Annotated in this window: 14 protein-coding genes and 5 pseudogenes; 12 read left to right on the forward strand and 7 right to left on the reverse strand. The window is 69.4% G+C overall.

Translation table 11 applies throughout. From position 1 onward, the window contains the following. Positions 1-450: 450 nt before the first annotated feature. Positions 451-1,029 (reverse strand): TetR/AcrR family transcriptional regulator, encoded by a 579-nt coding sequence (locus tag ACWDO5_RS02720; protein WP_450527795.1) that lies wholly within the window; start codon positions 1,027-1,029, stop codon positions 451-453. A gap of 206 nt (positions 1,030-1,235) precedes the next feature. Between ACWDO5_RS02720 and ACWDO5_RS02725 the strand changes: the two genes are divergently transcribed. From ACWDO5_RS02725 to ACWDO5_RS02735, 3 genes are all read left to right on the forward strand, one after another. Beyond that, positions 1,236-2,216, forward strand: coding sequence for an NmrA/HSCARG family protein (locus tag ACWDO5_RS02725; RefSeq protein WP_450527796.1), 981 nt, complete (start codon positions 1,236-1,238; stop codon positions 2,214-2,216). Positions 2,217-2,318: 102 nt separating this feature from the next. After that, a complete protein-coding gene (locus ACWDO5_RS02730) occupies positions 2,319-2,459 on the forward strand; it encodes a hypothetical protein (RefSeq protein ID WP_450527797.1) in 141 nt (46 codons plus the stop codon). A 25-nt stretch (positions 2,460-2,484) separates the two neighbouring features. After that, positions 2,485-3,426, forward strand: a complete 942-nt coding sequence (locus ACWDO5_RS02735; protein WP_450527798.1) for an NADP-dependent oxidoreductase — start codon at positions 2,485-2,487, stop codon at positions 3,424-3,426. A gap of 403 nt (positions 3,427-3,829) precedes the next feature. On the opposite strand, the gene ACWDO5_RS02740 is transcribed toward ACWDO5_RS02735, so the two are convergent. Further along, entirely contained in the window at positions 3,830-4,018 is a 189-nt protein-coding gene (locus ACWDO5_RS02740) for a Tn3 family transposase (protein ID WP_450527799.1), read from the reverse strand. Between the two features lie 358 nt (positions 4,019-4,376). Between ACWDO5_RS02740 and ACWDO5_RS02745 the strand changes: the two genes are divergently transcribed. Further along, positions 4,377-5,132 carry a response regulator transcription factor gene (locus ACWDO5_RS02745; RefSeq protein ID WP_450527801.1) on the forward strand — a complete coding sequence of 252 codons (756 nt, stop codon included), beginning with the start codon at positions 4,377-4,379 and terminating at the stop codon, positions 5,130-5,132. 5 nt (positions 5,133-5,137) lie between these two features. Beyond that, on the forward strand, positions 5,138-6,259 hold the full coding sequence (locus ACWDO5_RS02750; RefSeq protein WP_450527802.1) for a sensor histidine kinase: 1,122 nt from the start codon (positions 5,138-5,140) through the stop codon (positions 6,257-6,259). 168 nt (positions 6,260-6,427) lie between these two features. On the opposite strand, the pseudogene ACWDO5_RS02755 reads toward ACWDO5_RS02750, so the two are convergent. Beyond that, positions 6,428-6,873: pseudogene (locus ACWDO5_RS02755) on the reverse strand (hypothetical protein); the annotation flags it as partial. A gap of 18 nt (positions 6,874-6,891) precedes the next feature. On the opposite strand from ACWDO5_RS02755, the gene ACWDO5_RS02760 reads away from it, so the two are divergent. From ACWDO5_RS02760 to ACWDO5_RS02770, 3 genes are read left to right on the forward strand one after another with little or no spacing between them, the layout of a single operon-like run. Continuing rightward, positions 6,892-7,557, forward strand: a complete 666-nt coding sequence (locus tag ACWDO5_RS02760; RefSeq protein ID WP_450527804.1) for a MerR family DNA-binding protein — start codon at positions 6,892-6,894, stop codon at positions 7,555-7,557. Next, positions 7,538-7,846 carry a hypothetical protein gene (locus tag ACWDO5_RS02765; RefSeq protein WP_450527806.1) on the forward strand — a complete coding sequence of 103 codons (309 nt, stop codon included), beginning with the start codon at positions 7,538-7,540 and terminating at the stop codon, positions 7,844-7,846. Before ACWDO5_RS02760 ends, ACWDO5_RS02765 begins: the two co-directional genes overlap by 20 nt. Before the next feature lie 11 nt (positions 7,847-7,857). Continuing rightward, on the forward strand, positions 7,858-8,193 hold the full coding sequence (locus tag ACWDO5_RS02770) for a YnfA family protein (protein WP_450527807.1): 336 nt from the start codon (positions 7,858-7,860) through the stop codon (positions 8,191-8,193). Here the strand turns inward: ACWDO5_RS02770 and ACWDO5_RS02775 are convergent. Further along, positions 8,151-8,423, reverse strand: a pseudogene (locus tag ACWDO5_RS02775) (Na+/H+ antiporter NhaA); the annotation flags it as partial. The gene ACWDO5_RS02770 and the pseudogene ACWDO5_RS02775 sit on opposite strands and share 43 nt — an antisense overlap. Before the next feature lie 40 nt (positions 8,424-8,463). Further along, positions 8,464-8,916 carry a MerR family transcriptional regulator gene (locus ACWDO5_RS02780; RefSeq protein WP_450527809.1) on the reverse strand — a complete coding sequence of 151 codons (453 nt, stop codon included), beginning with the start codon at positions 8,914-8,916 and terminating at the stop codon, positions 8,464-8,466. A gap of 481 nt (positions 8,917-9,397) precedes the next feature. Here ACWDO5_RS02780 and ACWDO5_RS02785 point away from each other — a divergent pair, with 481 nt between their 5' ends. From ACWDO5_RS02785 to ACWDO5_RS02800, 4 genes and pseudogenes are all read left to right on the forward strand, one after another. Continuing rightward, positions 9,398-10,858, forward strand: coding sequence for a SulP family inorganic anion transporter (locus ACWDO5_RS02785; protein WP_450527950.1), 1,461 nt, complete (start codon positions 9,398-9,400; stop codon positions 10,856-10,858). A 207-nt stretch (positions 10,859-11,065) separates the two neighbouring features. After that, a pseudogene (locus tag ACWDO5_RS02790) lies at positions 11,066-11,416 on the forward strand (hypothetical protein); the annotation flags it as partial. 229 nt (positions 11,417-11,645) lie between these two features. Further along, positions 11,646-11,812: pseudogene (locus ACWDO5_RS02795) on the forward strand (dihydrofolate reductase family protein); the annotation flags it as partial. 132 nt (positions 11,813-11,944) lie between these two features. Continuing rightward, positions 11,945-12,109 (forward strand): annotated as a pseudogene (locus ACWDO5_RS02800) (IS3 family transposase); the annotation flags it as partial. Between the two features lie 135 nt (positions 12,110-12,244). On the opposite strand, the gene ACWDO5_RS02805 reads toward ACWDO5_RS02800, so the two are convergent. Both ACWDO5_RS02805 and kdgD read right to left on the reverse strand, forming a co-directional pair. Further along, positions 12,245-13,858: an aldehyde dehydrogenase (NADP(+)) gene (locus ACWDO5_RS02805; protein WP_450527810.1), complete on the reverse strand. Its 1,614-nt coding sequence runs from the start codon at positions 13,856-13,858 to the stop codon at positions 12,245-12,247. Positions 13,859-13,894: 36 nt separating this feature from the next. Next, positions 13,895-14,824 carry a 5-dehydro-4-deoxyglucarate dehydratase gene (kdgD, locus tag ACWDO5_RS02810; RefSeq protein WP_450527812.1) on the reverse strand — a complete coding sequence of 310 codons (930 nt, stop codon included), beginning with the start codon at positions 14,822-14,824 and terminating at the stop codon, positions 13,895-13,897. Positions 14,825-15,033: the final 209 nt, after the last annotated feature.

Raw genomic sequence — 15,033 nt, forward strand, 5'->3', positions numbered from 1 at the left:
GGGCGACCAAGCACCTGGGCGTGGCTGACATGACCCTGCCTGCGGCCACCGGGATCGTCCACGGCCTGATCCACGACAGCCGGGTGGCGGGTGGTGGTACCCCGCAACGCGCCGGGCGGCGCCTGGGTGTCGTCGATGACGCATCACGTGGAGTGCGTCGCGATCCTTGAGCCTGCGGCAAAGGGCGTCTGACCTGCGATTTTGGGTCGTGTGCATTATGTGCGTTGTAGGCGTTACGGGCGATATCTTGACGCATATTCGACGCACGTTTTGACGCACGTTCTGACGGTCGTCACCTCGCTTGAGATGCAGGTCAGGCGGACTGCCGCGGCGGCTGCGTCCTGCGCGGCCTTCACCTCGACAGCTACATCCTCGGCCCGGACCCGGACGACGGTGCCACCGAGGGCGACTTGTTTCTCAAGGTCGGCAGATGCGCTGTACGAGGTCCTGTCAGCCTTGCGCGATGCGCTCCTCGACCTGAAGTGGGGCTTCGATGAGGTCGGACGCCGACAGGTAGAGGAGGAGGGGGCCGTCCAGGGCGGCGGTGAGCTGGACGGTCAGGACGTCGAGGTCGGCGGTGCCGAGGTCTATCTGCGCCAGCAGCATGCGGATGTGCGTCCAGGAGAGGGGCGTCTCTGCTCCGGCTGGTACGGGTTGGCTGCCGTTCAGGGCGGCGCGGGCGATCTCGCGGTGCCCGATGAGGAAGCCGACTCGGGCTCGGCCGTAGGCGATCAGGCGGTCCAGTGGCGCGGCACCCGGGCCCAGCGGCGGCGGCCCGGACAGTACCTGCTCTTGGAAGGCCTTCTCGTCGTCCAGGAGCGCCTGGAAGATCCCCGCGCGGGTGCGGAACCTGCGGAAGACCGTCCCCTTGCCGAGGCCGGCCCGTTCGGCCAGCCCGTCCATGGTCAGTTTGTCCGCGCCCTGTTCGGCGAGCATCTCGCGGGCTGTGGCCAGTAGATGCAGCCGGTTGCGTACGGCGTCGGCGCGCTCGACGCGCGGCGCTCCCAAGGGCAAGGCGGTGCGATCCACAGGACTGACTCTACTGGCCGGAATAACAAGCGGGGTAAGGTCCGTTTACGCTTCTGTGCGGCGACACCGCCGACCCGCCCACCGGGCAATCCGGGGCCATCCGGGGCCAACGCGCTTGAAACCCCTCTCGGGTAACCCACGTGCCTGCGCTCAGAGGGTTTGCTGCGTCCTGGCCTTCAATCCGAAATCAAGCTGAGGTGGAGCTGATGATGAGCACGAAGAAGATCATTGCGGTTGTGGGGGCGACCGGAGCTCAGGGCGGCGGTCTTGTGCGGGCGATCCTCGCCGCCCCGGAGGGCCCCTTCTCGGTACGGGCCCTGACCAGGAACGTCGACACGGACCAGGCGCGGGAACTGGCCGCGCAAGGGGCCGAGGTGGTCAGGGCGGACCTGGACGATGAGAAGAGCCTTCGCGAGGCTTTCGACGGAGCGTACGGCGCATACGTGGTGACAAACTTCTGGGTGCAGAGGTCGCCGGAAGAAGAAAAGGCCCGGACCCGCGCCGAGATGGAGCTGGCCCAGGCTGCGGCGGCCGCGCGGGCCGCGAAGGACGCGGGCCTGCAGCACGTGGTGTGGTCCACCCTCGAGGACACCCGTCCGCACTTCGAGCGACTTGGCATCGACGTTCCGAGCGTCATGGGCACGTACAAGGTGCCACATTTTGATGCGAAGGGAGAGGCGAATGCGTTCTTCACCGAGCTTGGTGTGCCGACGACGTTCCTGCAGCCGACCTTCTACTTCGAGGCGTTCATCACCGGAGGGCAGGGCCCTCACCGCAACGAGCGCGGCGAGCTGGTCCTGACAATGCCGATGGCCGACAACAAGCTGGCGCTCATCGCGGCGGAGGACATCGGGAAGACCGCGCTCGGCATCTTCCGCCGCGGTCGGGAATTCGTCGGCAAAACAGTGAGCATCGCCGGCGAGCACCTGACGGGACAGGAACTCGCCGCGAAGTTCACTTCGGTGTTCGGCGAGAAGGTTGTCTACCGGCCGGTCACCCACGACGAGATGCGTGCGTCCGGGCAGCCCGTCGCGCTGGAGCTCGCCAATACGTACCAGTTCTACTCGGACGCTTCCGAGTACTTCACCGGGGTCCGAGACCTCGCCCTGGTGCGGCAGCTCAACCCCGATCTCCGGTCCCTCGACTCTTGGCTGGAGGAGCACAAGCGCGACATTCCGCTCGACTGACGGCCGAACACGCCTGACACTGCGAGCTCGATCCTGCGCCGCGAGCCCGACGGCCGATTCGACACCCTCGTCCAGGACCCCGCGCTGGACTGGATCGACACCGTGACTGTCGCAGGCGACGGCTACCTGTACTTCACCGTCAACCAGCTCGACCGGCAGGCGATGTTCAACAGAGGCCAAGACCTGCGGCAGAAGCCGTACCTCATCCACCGGACCCCGGTAGACGCCAAACCCGCGCGGTAAAGTTCACACGAGACAGGAATCAACCATGCGTGCTATCGCGGTGGACGGCTTCGGCGCCGTTCCGAAGCTCATCGACGTTCCCCAGCCCCAACCGGCACCGGGCGAGCTACTCGTCCGCATCGAAGCCGCCGGCGTCAACCCCATCGATGCCCGCATCGCCGACGGTTTCCTCGATGGCCAGCTGCCCCACCAGTTTCCGCTCGTCCTCGGCGTCGACGGAGCCGGCGCGGTAACGGCCGTGGGCCAGGGCGTCACGCGGTTCGCCCTCGGCGACCGGGTCGTCGGCAGGTTCCTCGCTCCCCCGATCGGCCGGGGCACCTTCGCCGAATACGCCGTCATCCCCGAACAGTCGGCAGTAACTCCGATTCCCGACCGCCTCAGCACCACCGAAGCGGCCACACTGCCCGCGGCCGGGATGACCGCGCTGGAACTGATCGACGCCACCGGGCCACACACCGGCCGAACCGTACTGGTCGTCGGCGCGACCGGCGGCGTCGGCTCCTTCCTGATGCAACTCGCCGCCGCGCGCGGCGCGCACGTCATCGCCACCGCCCGTAACGCGGACGCAGCCAGGCCCCGCGCCCTCGGGGCCGCCGAAACCATCGACCACACCGAAGCACCCGTGGCCGGTCAAGTGCGATCCGCCCACCCCGACGGCATCCACACGCTGATCGACCTGGTCAGCAACCCCGAACAGTTCGCCGAACTGCTCCGGGTGCTGCGTCGCGGTGGCACGGCGTGGAGCTCGATCGGGTCGGCCGACGACAAGCGGCTCACCGAACTCGGCCTCGCCGGAGGAAACTTCGAATCCCAAGGCGACGCGGAAACCCTTGCCCGCGTGGTGGATGAGGCCGCCGAAGGCCGGATCCGGGTGCCGGTCGAACGCGAGGTCACCCTCGACCAGCTCCCCGCGATCCTCACCGACCTCACCCACCTGCGCGGCAAGACCGTGCTGCGCATCGGCTGACGGACAGGGAGCCCCACGTCATCGACGCCCTGTAACGGCGCCAACCCTGTCGGCACTGATCCGCCCCATCTCGTATCCCCTGTCAGACCGGCGGCAGGGAACTGCCGTCACGACGCCTGGGCAAACCGCCCCCGCCCCTTGCGCTGGCATGTGTCCGCACTCTTCCCCATCCGGCTGCGGTTCAGCGGGCCCAGGTCCCTCTACAGCCCCCGCGGGGTCGCCTGGGCCAGGGTCCGCAGCGGCCGGTGTCCCTTCTCGTCGAGCTGGGCGAGCTCGTGCTCGTAGTCGACGGGATTGGGCCGTAGTAGTTGACCGCCGAGCTGCGGGCCGGGGAGATGTGCGCCAGCACTTCGTCGTCGACCCCGCGGCCCGCGCCGCGCAGTTCGCCGACGGCCAGGCCGAGCTACTCGGTGTGCCAGCAGATCACCGCGTTGGTCACGACGGTCAGGCACCACGCCTGCTCGTTCTGCTGCTCCGGCGGCGGCGTGATCTTGCCTTCGCGGGCATAGTGGAGCTGGCGGCGCAGGGAGTGGATGAACTCGCCCCGGTTCAGCTGACGGGCGATCTTGCGCCGGTAGACCGGATCGGACAAGTAGGGTCCCGTACTGGTTCTCGCCGAAAAAAACAACGCTAAGTCGTGCGGCAGCCCTTACCCCCGACCTGGGCTCATCGGGTGCGACACCATCGGACATTGGAAGAAGGTCCCAGCCGTGGGCTGGGCAATCTGTAGGTCAGAGCGCTGGTGCCCGCGGGACCGACTCCCCCAACCGGCTCGTCCGTCTGCCCGTGCTCCAGGGAGGGCGGCCCCGTCCCCTTGCAACAGGGCATGGAGATTGGGGCGCACCCCCGGCACCCGACGACCGGACCCGCCGCATCGGCGCCCCTGGGCGTCACACTTCCGTAAGATGGCACCGGCCGCGCCCCGGTCCCCGGGCGAGCACACTGGCCGTATGCACACCATCCTGGTCGTCGACGACGATCCGACCGTCGCCGAGGTCGTCACGGGCTATCTGGAGCGCGCGGGATTCGGCGTGGACCGGGCGGCCGACGGGCCGCAGGCCCTCAGGATCGCCGCCGGACACCGCCCCGACCTGGTCGTGCTCGATCTGATGCTGCCGGGCATGGACGGCCTGGAGGTGTGCCGGAGACTGCGCTCCGACCCGGCCGGCGCCGTACCGGTGATCATGCTCACCGCGCGAGGCGACGAGGACGACCGCATCCTCGGCCTCGAGATAGGGGCAGACGACTATGTGACCAAGCCGTTCAGTCCGCGCGAGCTGGTGCTGCGGGTCGAGTCCGTCCTGCGCAGGGCGAGCACCGCGGGGGAGCGGCGCCCCGGGCCCGAACTGGCCACCGCCGGCATCGTGCTGGACCCGGCCGCGCGGCGCGCCACCAAGGACGGGCGCGAACTGAGCCTGACCCTGCGGGAGTTCGATCTTCTCGCCCATCTGATGCGGCACCCGGGCGAGGCAATCGGCCGGGAGCGGCTGATGCAGGACGTATGGGGCTGGGAGTTCGGCGATCTGTCCACCGTCACCGTCCATGTACGACGGCTGCGCGGCAAGGTCGAGGACGATCCGGCCCGGCCCCGGCTCATCCAGACGGTGTGGGGAGTCGGCTACCGCTTCGACGTACCGCACAGTCCGCAGGAGCCGGCTGCCGACGTCTCCGCCTCCGCCGGCCCGTCCGCACGGGAAGGGGTCTGATCGCCGTGCGGGACATGCTGCTCATCGCCCTCTTCGCCGCCCTCGGCGCCGTGGCCGCCGGAATCGCCGGCGCCCTGGTGCTGCGGCTGCTGCGCCACCGGTCCGTGACCGTCTCGCTCACCGTCGTCGCCGCCGTGACCGTCACCGCGATGCTCGCCGGCACACTCGCCGTGGCCCAGGCGATGTTCCTGTCGGCGCACGACCTCACCGTCGTCACCACCGTCGTCGCCATGGCCGCCGTCGTCTCGCTCGCCACGGCGATGCTGCTCGGCCGCTGGGTCGTCGCCCGCAGCCGCGAACTGACCCGCGCGGCCCGCTCGTTCGGCGACGGCGGACAGTTCGCCGCGCCTGACGGGCCATCCACGGCCGAACTCGCCGCCCTCAGCCGGGAACTCGCCGCCACCAGCGACCGCCTGGCCGCTTCCCGCGAGCGGGAACAGGCCCTGGAGACCTCGCGCCGGGAGCTCGTGGCCTGGATCTCCCACGATCTGCGTACCCCGCTCGCCGGGCTGCGCGCGATGTCTGAGGCGCTGGAGGACGGCGTCGTCCAGGACCCTGATCGTTACTACCGGCAGATCCGCACCGAGGTCGACCGCCTCAACTCGATGGTGGGCGACCTCTTCGAACTCTCCCGTATCCACGCCGGAACCCTCGCCCTCACCCCCACCCGTATGTCGGTCTACGACCTGGTGGGAGAAGCGCTCGCCGGTGCGGATCCGCTCGCCCGAGAGCACGGCGTCCGCCTGATCGGCGACCCGGTCGAGCCTTGGCCCGTCGAGGTGGACGGCAAGGAGATGACCCGCGTGCTCGCCAATCTCCTGGTCAACGCGATCCGCCGCACTCCGGCCGACGGCACCGTCGCCGTCGCCGCCGAACGCCGCGACGAATGGGTCGTCCTGTCCGTGACAGACGGCTGCGGCGGCATCCCGGAGGACGACCTCCCACGCGTCTTCGACACCGGCTGGCGCGGGACCCAGGCCCGTACGCCTCCGGCGGGCGCGGGTCTCGGCCTTGCCATCGTCCGCGGCATCGTCGAGGCGCACGCGGGCCGCGCCGCCGTACGCAATGTCACCGGAGGCTGCCGGTTCGAGGTGTCGCTGCCCTCGGCGGCCGTACCGCACGGCTGAGTCGGCAGCAGGCGAAGGTCCCGGGGCGGAAACCATTCTGTCGGTATCCCGCGGTTTTCTGGAAGATTGTCCCCGGACATCGGTGGGCCCCCGGTCCTCACCATCGCGACGACGCAGCGGCTTCTTCTGCAAGGGAGCCCGTGGTGTCGGCTCAAGAAGTCCCAGTTCTTTGTCCTGCCGCGCGCGGCCGGCCTCCTGACGGGCGGCCTTCAACCGCCCCTCCAGCTCCTCCGCCCGCACCTGGTCGCCGAGCTGGCGCAGCTCGCCGACGGTGCGACGGACGTTGGCGGCCATGGGGTCGGAGGCGAAGTACGTGTTGACCGCGTCGAGGCTGTCCAGGGTGGTCGCCCGGCGGGCGATCGTCTCCAGGACGCGTCCGGCCGAATCGGCGAGGCGCTCGGCGCGCCGGGCCCGGGCGCGTCCTGGAGCTTCTGCTTGCGGCCCGAGAAGGCGTCGTGGACCTCGGTCCGCTTGTCCGCGATCTCGGCAAGGAAACCGTCGTGGTCGGCGAAGCGTGACTCGAGGTTGTCCAGGTGCAGAAGCAGCCTGGCCAGCTGGGAGTCGCAGGTGTCCGGGCTGTCGGCCGCGGCCAGTGCGCTGGTGACCGACTGACCCTCGCCCAGGAGGCTCGGGTGTCCCGCACCGGCTTCTACCCGCGCGAGAGCTCCGATGGGACAGAACGCCCCGGCCCTTACCAGCACCTGGCCAAAGGGTTCACCCACCGACTGGCTGCCCAGCAGCAGGCCGGGACCATCGCCGACCCGCGGGCCGCTCAAGTCGAACGTCTCAAGGTTCAGGTCGCCGCTCTGCGAGAGCGCTTGGTCGCCGCTCTGCGAGAGCGCTTGAAGGAGCGAGACCAGGAAGTACGGGAACTCACGGAATTCAGGACACAGGCTCTCAGCCGACTCGCCGCCCAGCGCGCCGAAATCGAGCGCCTCCGTCAGCAGGCCGCCCCGGCGCCGCTCCGGGCACGCCTGTACGGCGAGGAGGCGGTGACGGCGCTGCGGGTCATCAAGGCCGCCCAGCGTCTGGGCTTCACTCTGGAGGAGGTCGCCGAGCGGCGGGAGGCCGGCCGCCACCGCCACGGCCGCCCGGTCGCCGGGTTGCAGGAGCGGGCGCAGGCCAAACTCCCCGAGGTCGACGCGAAGTTCGCGGACTTGACCACCATCCGAACCGCGCCGGCCGCCGCCGTCGACGCGGGCTGCGACGACCTGACCGTGTGCGCCTCCATCGCCTGCTGCCTCATCTCCTTCACCGACCTTGCCGAGGAGAACCGCCATGCCGGACCCTGCTGCTGACCCCCGCCCCCACAAGATGCCGAAGGCGCTCGCGGGCCTGGCCGCCCTGGCCTGCGTGGCGTGCTGCGCGCTGCCCGTCCTGATCACCGCCGGCGTCCTTGGTGCAGGTGTCGGGGCCGTGGTGGGCTGGCTGCCCGCCCTCGCCGTCGTCCTGGCCGCGCTCGCCAGCGGGGCCTGGTGGCTCGTCCAGCGCTGCCGCTCCTGCGCGCCGAAGACCGCAGGCGAGGACGGATGCGGCTGCCAGTCGTCCACGGATCCGGTGAAGATCACCAGCACGGGCCGCCAGTAGGGTCAGCCGGTGTGACCGTCGCTCGTTCCGTTGCCCTCTTCGTCGTCGCCGCCCTCTTCGAGATCGGCGGCGCCTGGCTGGTCTGGCGGGGCATCCGCGAGCACAAGGGATGGTTCTGGATCGGCGCTGGCGTCATCGCCCTCGGCCTCTACGGCGTCGTCGCCACCTGGCAGCACGACGACAACTTCGGCCGCATCCTCGCCGCCTACCGCGGCATCTTCGTCGCCGGGTCCATCGCCTGGGGCATGGTCGCCGACGGCTACCGCCCCGACCGCTACGACGTCATCGGCGCCCTGGTCTGCCAGTCGGGGTTGAGCTGGGCCCGGGTGAAGCGGGCGGCCAGGTAGGTGCCGGCGAAGATGCCGAGGGTCTTGCCGACGACCAGGCCGATCACGACGCCGAGGGGTTCGGGGCTGGTGAACACCTCGCCCAGGGCGGCAGCGGAGATGCTCACTCCGGCGGCGAGGAGAGCGAACAGCGGTACCGCGATCCCGGCGGACAGCGGGTGCATCAGGTGCGCGACCCGGGAGGCGGGGGAAGCGGTCTCGCCCTGGTCGCGGGTGGTGCTGAGGATCAACCAGACTTCCCGGCACACCCCGCTCTTCTTGACGCGTTCTTTACACCTTATCTGGGAGGTCTTCCGCGCCCAGCCCGCCGGATACCGTGACGGCCGGCTCGGCGCGCTCCAGGCGGGCACGGAGGGTGGCGGAGAAGTTCTCGGCCCGCGAGAGCTGGACACGCAGGTCCTCGACCTTCCGGGCCGCGGCCTGCTCGTAAGTCTGCACACGCTCCAGCAGGATGTTTCGCTCCCCGGCATCCATAGCGCCGCCGGTATCGAGGCGGTCGGTGGCGTCCAGCAGATCGCGCATCTCATCCAGGGAGAAACCCAGCGGCTTCATCCGGCGGATAACCATGAGGCGGGCCACGTCGGCCTCGGTGTAGAGGCGGAAGCCACCCTGGGAGCGGGCGGACGGGATGACGAGTCCGATCTCCTCGTAGTGCCGGATGGTGCGAAGGGACAGCTCGGTCCGCGCGGCGACCTCACCGATCTGCATGTGCTTGCTGTCCACGCCCGACTCTCCTGGCTCTTCTCATCCCGGCCTGCCGCGTTCCGTACGGCCAGTCCCCATCATTCTCTACCCTAACGTTAGGGTAGAGTTGCTGGTGTTGAGGGGCGAGGCCTGGTGTCGCTCTCAGCGCGCGGTTATGGGCTTGAAGGCCCGCCCGCTGCCGTGTCGGGGCCGATGGCGCCCCCGGCGAAGAACCGAGCCTTGCAGGAGAAATGCGTGCGCGTGTCCATGGTGCCCGGCGCCGCTGCCTGCCCGCGGTGACGCTTCGCCCCTGACGCGAGCCCGCCCGCGCCTCCGCGCCCGCTCGCGTCATCCGCTTCGAAGACTTCCGGCCCGCCGAGCGGGCCGTCCGCGGGGCGTCGGCCCGTCCCCCGCACCCTCCCCGCACACCCCGGCCTGACGACCGGGGTGTGCCCGAGCACGACAGGTCCCCATTTCCTTGTCTTCTTCCTCACTGTCTCCCGCCGCGCGGCTGCGCGGCATGCGTCCGGACTGGCTGACCGATCCGAAGGTGTGGCGTACCGAGGTGCTGGCCGGCCTGGTGGTCGCGCTCGCGCTGATCCCCGAGGCGATCTCGTTCTCGATCATCGCCGGGGTCGCCCCGGCGATCGGCCTGTTCGCCTCGTTCACCATGGCCGTGGTCATCTCCATCGTCGGCGGCCGGCGGGCGATGATCTCGGCGGCGACCGGCGCCGTCGCACTGGTCATCGCACCGCTGAACCGTGAGCACGGCCTCGGCTACCTGGTCGCCGCCGTCATCCTGGCCGGCGTCATCCAGGTCGCGCTCGGCGCGCTCGGCGTGGCCAAGCTGATGCGGTTCGTGCCCCGGTCGGTGATGGTCGGCTTCGTCAACGCCCTCGCCGTCCTGATCTTCATGGCCCAGGTCCCCGAGATGCAAGACGTCCCATGGCCCGTCTATCCGCTGATCGCCGCCGGCCTGGCGCTGATGGTGTTCTTCCCGAAGATCACCACCGCGATCCCGGCCCCGCTCGTCTCGATCATCATCCTCACCGTCATCACGGTCGCCGCCGGAATCGCGGTCCCCACGGTCGGCGACAAAGGCGCCTTGCCGTCCTCGCTACCGGTCCCGGGCCTGCCGGACGTGCCGTTCACCATGGACACCCTCACGACGATCGCCCCGTACGCCTTCGCGATGGCGCTCGTCGGACTGATGGAGTCCCTGATGACCGCCAAGCTCGTCGACGACATCACCGACACCCACTCCTCCAAGACCCGCGAGTCCATCGGCCAGGGCATCGCCAACATCGTCACCGGCTTCTTCGGCGGCATGGGCGGCTGCGCGATGATCGGCCAGACGATGATCAACGTGAAGGTGTCCGGGGCCCGCACCCGTCTCTCCACGTTCCTGGCGGGCGTGTTCCTGATGGTGCTGTGCATTGTCTTCGGGACGGTCGTCTCCGACATCCCCATGGCCGCACTGGTCGCCGTCATGGTCGTGGTCTCCTTCGCGACCTTCGACTGGCACTCCATCGCACCCAAGACCCTCAAGCGGATGCCCGCCGGCGAGATCGCCGTCATGGCCATCACCGTGGTCTGCGTGGTCGCCACCGACAACCTCGCCATCGGAGTTGTGATCGGCTCCATCAGCGCCATGGTGATCTTCGCAAAGCGCGTTGCCCACCTCGCGAGCGTCACCGCGGTCAGCGACCCGGACGGCGGCACGGTGGTCTACTCCGTGACCGGCGAGCTGTTCTTCGCCTCCTCCAACGACCTCGTCGGCCAGTTCGACTACGCCGGTGACCCCGACAAGGTCGTTATCGACCTGTCCGCCGCGCACGTCTGGGACGCGTCTTCCGTCGCCGCGCTGGACGCCATCGAGACCAAGTACAAGCTGCGCGGCAAGACGGTCGAGATCATCGGCCTGAACGATCCCAGCGCCGACCTCCACGGCAAGCTCAGCGGCGAACTCACCAGCCACTGATCATCTCCAACGAACCTGAACGAGAGGACCCCGACGCATCGCCGGGGTCCTCTCGTCGTACTCAGGGGCGGGTAGCTCCAAGTGATGTGTGTCACTTGAATGCGCACGAAGAAAGCGACACGCTTCGCCATCCCTGAGCGGTCGCATACGGCATCTCGCGTCTCTGAAGCGACACGCGCCGAACGCGACACGTCATTCGCCGAGACAAACGCCGACGCTGCGACATTCGAGCAGACCGACTGGCCGCAGATCGTCGCCCTCTACGACCAGTTGCTTGCTCTCGCCCCCACGCCGGTCGTGGCCCTCAACCGCGCCATCGCCGTCGGTGAGCTGCAGGGCCCCGCTGCTGCGCTGGCCCCGGTGGACGACTTGGACCTGGACAGCTACCACGCGTTCCGCGCCACGCGAGCCGATCTGCTGCGGCGGCTGGGCCGGAACAACGAGGCCGCGGCCGCCTACGAGCGTGCGGCCGCCCTGGCGCCGACGGACGCAGCGCGAAACGATACCCCCGCATGTTCGCGCACTGGCGCCTGTCTCCGACACAGTGCGCCGTGCTGATCTGATGATCAGGACGACAAGAGCCGTGTAACGGGAGACTGTTACGCACGGTTCTGTGAGGGCCGGGGGGGTGAGATTCCCCCCGGCTACTCGGCGGAGCGTTGTGGTGGACGTTCCGTTTCAATCCTCGTAGGCCCGCCGCAGCTCGTCGGCGCCGACCCGTTCGGGCGGGAGCGATGACGCTGGCGTCGGCGGCCGGACTGCGACGGCGGCTCGGCGTGCGGTTGCTCGAGCCGGCCTGATCGACCGTTACCACTGATCGTCTTCCCGCTCCTGCTCGGCGCAGGCAAGCGTCTGTTCAGCGCCACGGACAAGGACACCCAGAAGCTGAAGCTTGTCGAGCACGAGGTCTATGCCAACGGCCTGCAGAAGAACGTCTTCGACGTCGTCCGCTGACAAGGCTCCCGTGCTTGCCCTGCCGTCGCGTCCCTGGACGTGGAACTCGTCAGAAGGACCTGCTCGGCGGGCGTTGGATCACCGTGCGGACCAGAGGAAGATCCCCGCGATGTGGAGCCCGCCGGGCGTGAGGTGCGGCGGCGGCAGCTTGAGGAATCCATCGGGAAGATCTTCGAGAAGTCCGGCGGCACCGACGGCTCGCCGAAGGTGTTCATCGAGCGGGTCCGCACGGGCTGGCGGGTCTCGGTGAACACGGTCGCGACGGTCATGGCCGAGCTCGGGCTGGCCGGGCGCAAGGTCAAGCGTCGCCGGGGCCTGACCCGGCCCGGCAAGCGGCCGGCCGCGCCGGATTTTGTGAAGCGTGACTTCACCGCGGAATTTCGGCGTCCGGCCCTCTCCGCACCGAGGGCGGGACGCCTGGGCAGCAGTCGGTCACCCCGGGGTGAGTGTGCCGTCGATGCGGCGCGGGATGTTGTAGGGGTTGTCGTCGCGCAACGACGGGGGCAGGAGGCTTTCGGGGACGCTCTGGTAGGCCACGGGGCGCAGGAAGCGTTCGATGGCCAGGGAGCCGACGGAGGTGCTGCGTCCGTCGGAGGTGGCCGGGTAGGGGCCGCCGTGGACCATGGCGTGTCCCACCTCGACTCCGGTGGGCCAGTCGTTGAACAGGACGCGTCCTGCGCGTCGTTCGAGGAGTGGCAGCAGGGTGCGGGCGCCGTCCAGGTCGGATTGGGCGGTGTGGACGGTGGTGGTGAGCTGGCCTTCGAGGCCGCGCACGACGTCGGTGATCTGCTGCAGGTCGCGGCAGCGCACGACGAGTGAGGCCGCGCCGAACATCTCGCGCTGCAGTTCGGGATCGGCGAGGAAATCGTCGCCGTCGACCGTCATGAGCAGGGCTCGACCGGCGCTGGCGCTGTCGGGTGCGCTGCCCTCGGCGAGGACCGTGACCTGCGGGTGGGCGGCGACGTTTTTGGCTTCCACGCGGTAGGACTGGGCGATGCGCGGGGTGAGCATCGTGGCCCCGGTGTCGCTCTTGACCTGGCGTGCGGCGGTGTCCAGGAAGGTGGTGAGTGCTGGTCCGTCGACGGCGATGGTGAGGCCGGGGTTGGTGCAGAACTGTCCGGCGCCCAGGGTCAGTGAGGCGACGAAGGCGGTGGCCAGGTCTTCGGGGCGTTCGGTGAGGGCCCCGGGCATCAGGATGACGGGGTTGATGCTGCTCATCTCGGCGTAGACCGGGATGGGCTGGCGCCGTTCGGCTGCGGTGCGCTTCAGGGCCATGCCGGCGGTGCGGGAGCCGGTGAAGCCGACCGCCTGGATGCGGGGGTCGCTGACGAGCTGGGTGCCCAGGGTCCAGCCCTCCCCGATGAGCAGGGAGAAGACGCCGTCGGGCATGCCGGTGTCTTTGATGGCGGCCCGGATGGCCTGGGCGGCGACTTCGGAGGTGCCGAGGTGGGCGTCGTGGGCCTTGACGACGACCGGACAGCCCGCAGCCAGGGCGGAGGCGGTGTCGCCGCCGAGGACAGAGAAGGCCATGGGGAAGTTGCTGGCACCGAACACCGCCACCGGGCCGAGCGGGATGTGCTGTTGGCGGATGTCCGGGCGCGGCTGCGGAGCGCGGTCGGGCTGAGCGGGGTCGATGCGGGCGCCGTACCAGCTGCCCTCGCACAGGACGTTGGCGAACATGCGCAGCTGTCCGGTGGTGCGGGCTACCTCGCCGGTCAAACGGGCCAGCGGCAGGCCCGTTTCCAGGTGGGCCCGTTCGACGATGGCGTCGGTGGCGGCGGTGAGGTGGTGGGCGATGCTGTCCAGGAATCGGGCGCGCTGCCAGGGATGGGTGGAGCGGTAGGTGTCGAAGGCTTCCTCGGCGAGTTGGCAGGCCCGGGCGACGTCGGCGGCCTGCCCGTGGTGGTAGGGGGGATCGAGCTCCTGGCCGGTGTGCGGGTTGGTGGAACGGATCTGGGCGCCGGTGCCGGTGACGCGTTCCGCTCCGATGAACATCGCCCCTTGGAGCGGGGCTGCGGGGGCCTGGGTTTCGTGTGTGGCAGTCACCTGGGGGGTCCTTCTGTGCGGGGGTGCGGCTGGCGGTCAGGCCGTGGGGGTGGGCAGGCCGCCGATCAGTGCGGCGAGTTCTTCGAGCTCGTCCGTGGTCAGGTCGGTCAGCGGCGGGCGGACCGGGCCTGCGCTGTGGCCGATGGCGGTCATGCCGGCCTTCACGATGCTCACCGCGTAGCCGGGCTGGCGATTGCGGATCTCGGTGTATGGCAGGACGAAGTACTTGAGGAGCTTGATGACGGTGTCGTGCTTGCGCTCGCGGACGGCGCCGTAGAAGTCCAGGGCAAACTCGGGCAAGAAGTTGAAGATGGCGGACGAGTAGGTGGTGACGCCAAGTTCGAGGTAGGGCAGGGCGAAGGTTTCCGCGGTGGGCAGGCCGCCGATGTAGGTGAGGCGTTCCCCGAGGCGGGTGTAGATCCGCGTCATGGCGTCGATGTCGCCTACGCCGTCCTTGTAGCCGATGAGGTTGGGGCATCGGTCGGCGATACGGGCGAGGGTGGCGGCGGTGTAGACGGCGTTGGCGCGGCTGTAGACGATCACGCCGAGCGAGGTGGAGCGGCAGACGGCCTCAACGTGTTCGGCCAGGCCCTGCTGTCCGGCCTCGGTGAGGTAGGGCGGGAAGAGCAGGATGCCGTCGGCGCCGGCGCGTTCGGCTGCCTGGGCGTACTCGATGGCCGTGCGGGTGCCGTATCCGGCCGGGGCCAGGATCGGCGTTCCTTCGGGGGCGCTCTGTACCGCGGCGGCGACGACGCGCTCCACCTCGGCGGCAGTGAGGGAGAAGAACTCGCCGGTGCCGCCGGCGGCGAACAGGCCGCCCACCTCGTACTTGGCCAGGCGGGTGATGTTGTCGCGGTAGGCGCTTTCGTCGAAGGAGTGGTTGTCGGCCGTGAAGTGGGTGACGGGGAAGGAGAGCAGGCCGGATCCGATGCGCTGGCCGAGTTCTGACGGGGTGAAGGACGTCATCCGGGTTCTGCTCCTGGAGTGAAAGGGGGGCGCGGTCCGGTCGTGGGTGCTGCACGGTACCGGCGCCCTTGGCGTGTGGCGGACAGGGCTGGGCGCCGGCAGCCGCTGCTGCTGTGGCGCTGAGGACGACGCTACGAGCAATAACTCATGCCCGTCCAACACTGAATTCGCATCCGCAGATACCAATAGGGTATTAGAGGCGGTGCGCC

Source organism: Streptomyces sp. NPDC000880 (assembly GCF_053599675.1).

Coding starts and splice junctions, on each gene's coding strand:
- ACWDO5_RS02725 (WP_450527796.1), top strand. CDS start 1,236: ATGATGAGCACGAAGAAGATCATTGCGGTTGTGGGGGCGACCGGAGCT.
- ACWDO5_RS02745 (WP_450527801.1), top strand. CDS start 4,377: ATGCACACCATCCTGGTCGTCGACGACGATCCGACCGTCGCCGAGGTC.
- ACWDO5_RS02785 (WP_450527950.1), top strand. CDS start 9,398: ATGCGTCCGGACTGGCTGACCGATCCGAAGGTGTGGCGTACCGAGGTG.
- ACWDO5_RS02735 (WP_450527798.1), top strand. CDS start 2,485: ATGCGTGCTATCGCGGTGGACGGCTTCGGCGCCGTTCCGAAGCTCATC.
- kdgD (WP_450527812.1), bottom strand. CDS start 14,824: ATGACGTCCTTCACCCCGTCAGAACTCGGCCAGCGCATCGGATCCGGC.
- ACWDO5_RS02765 (WP_450527806.1), top strand. CDS start 7,538: ATGCCGGACCCTGCTGCTGACCCCCGCCCCCACAAGATGCCGAAGGCG.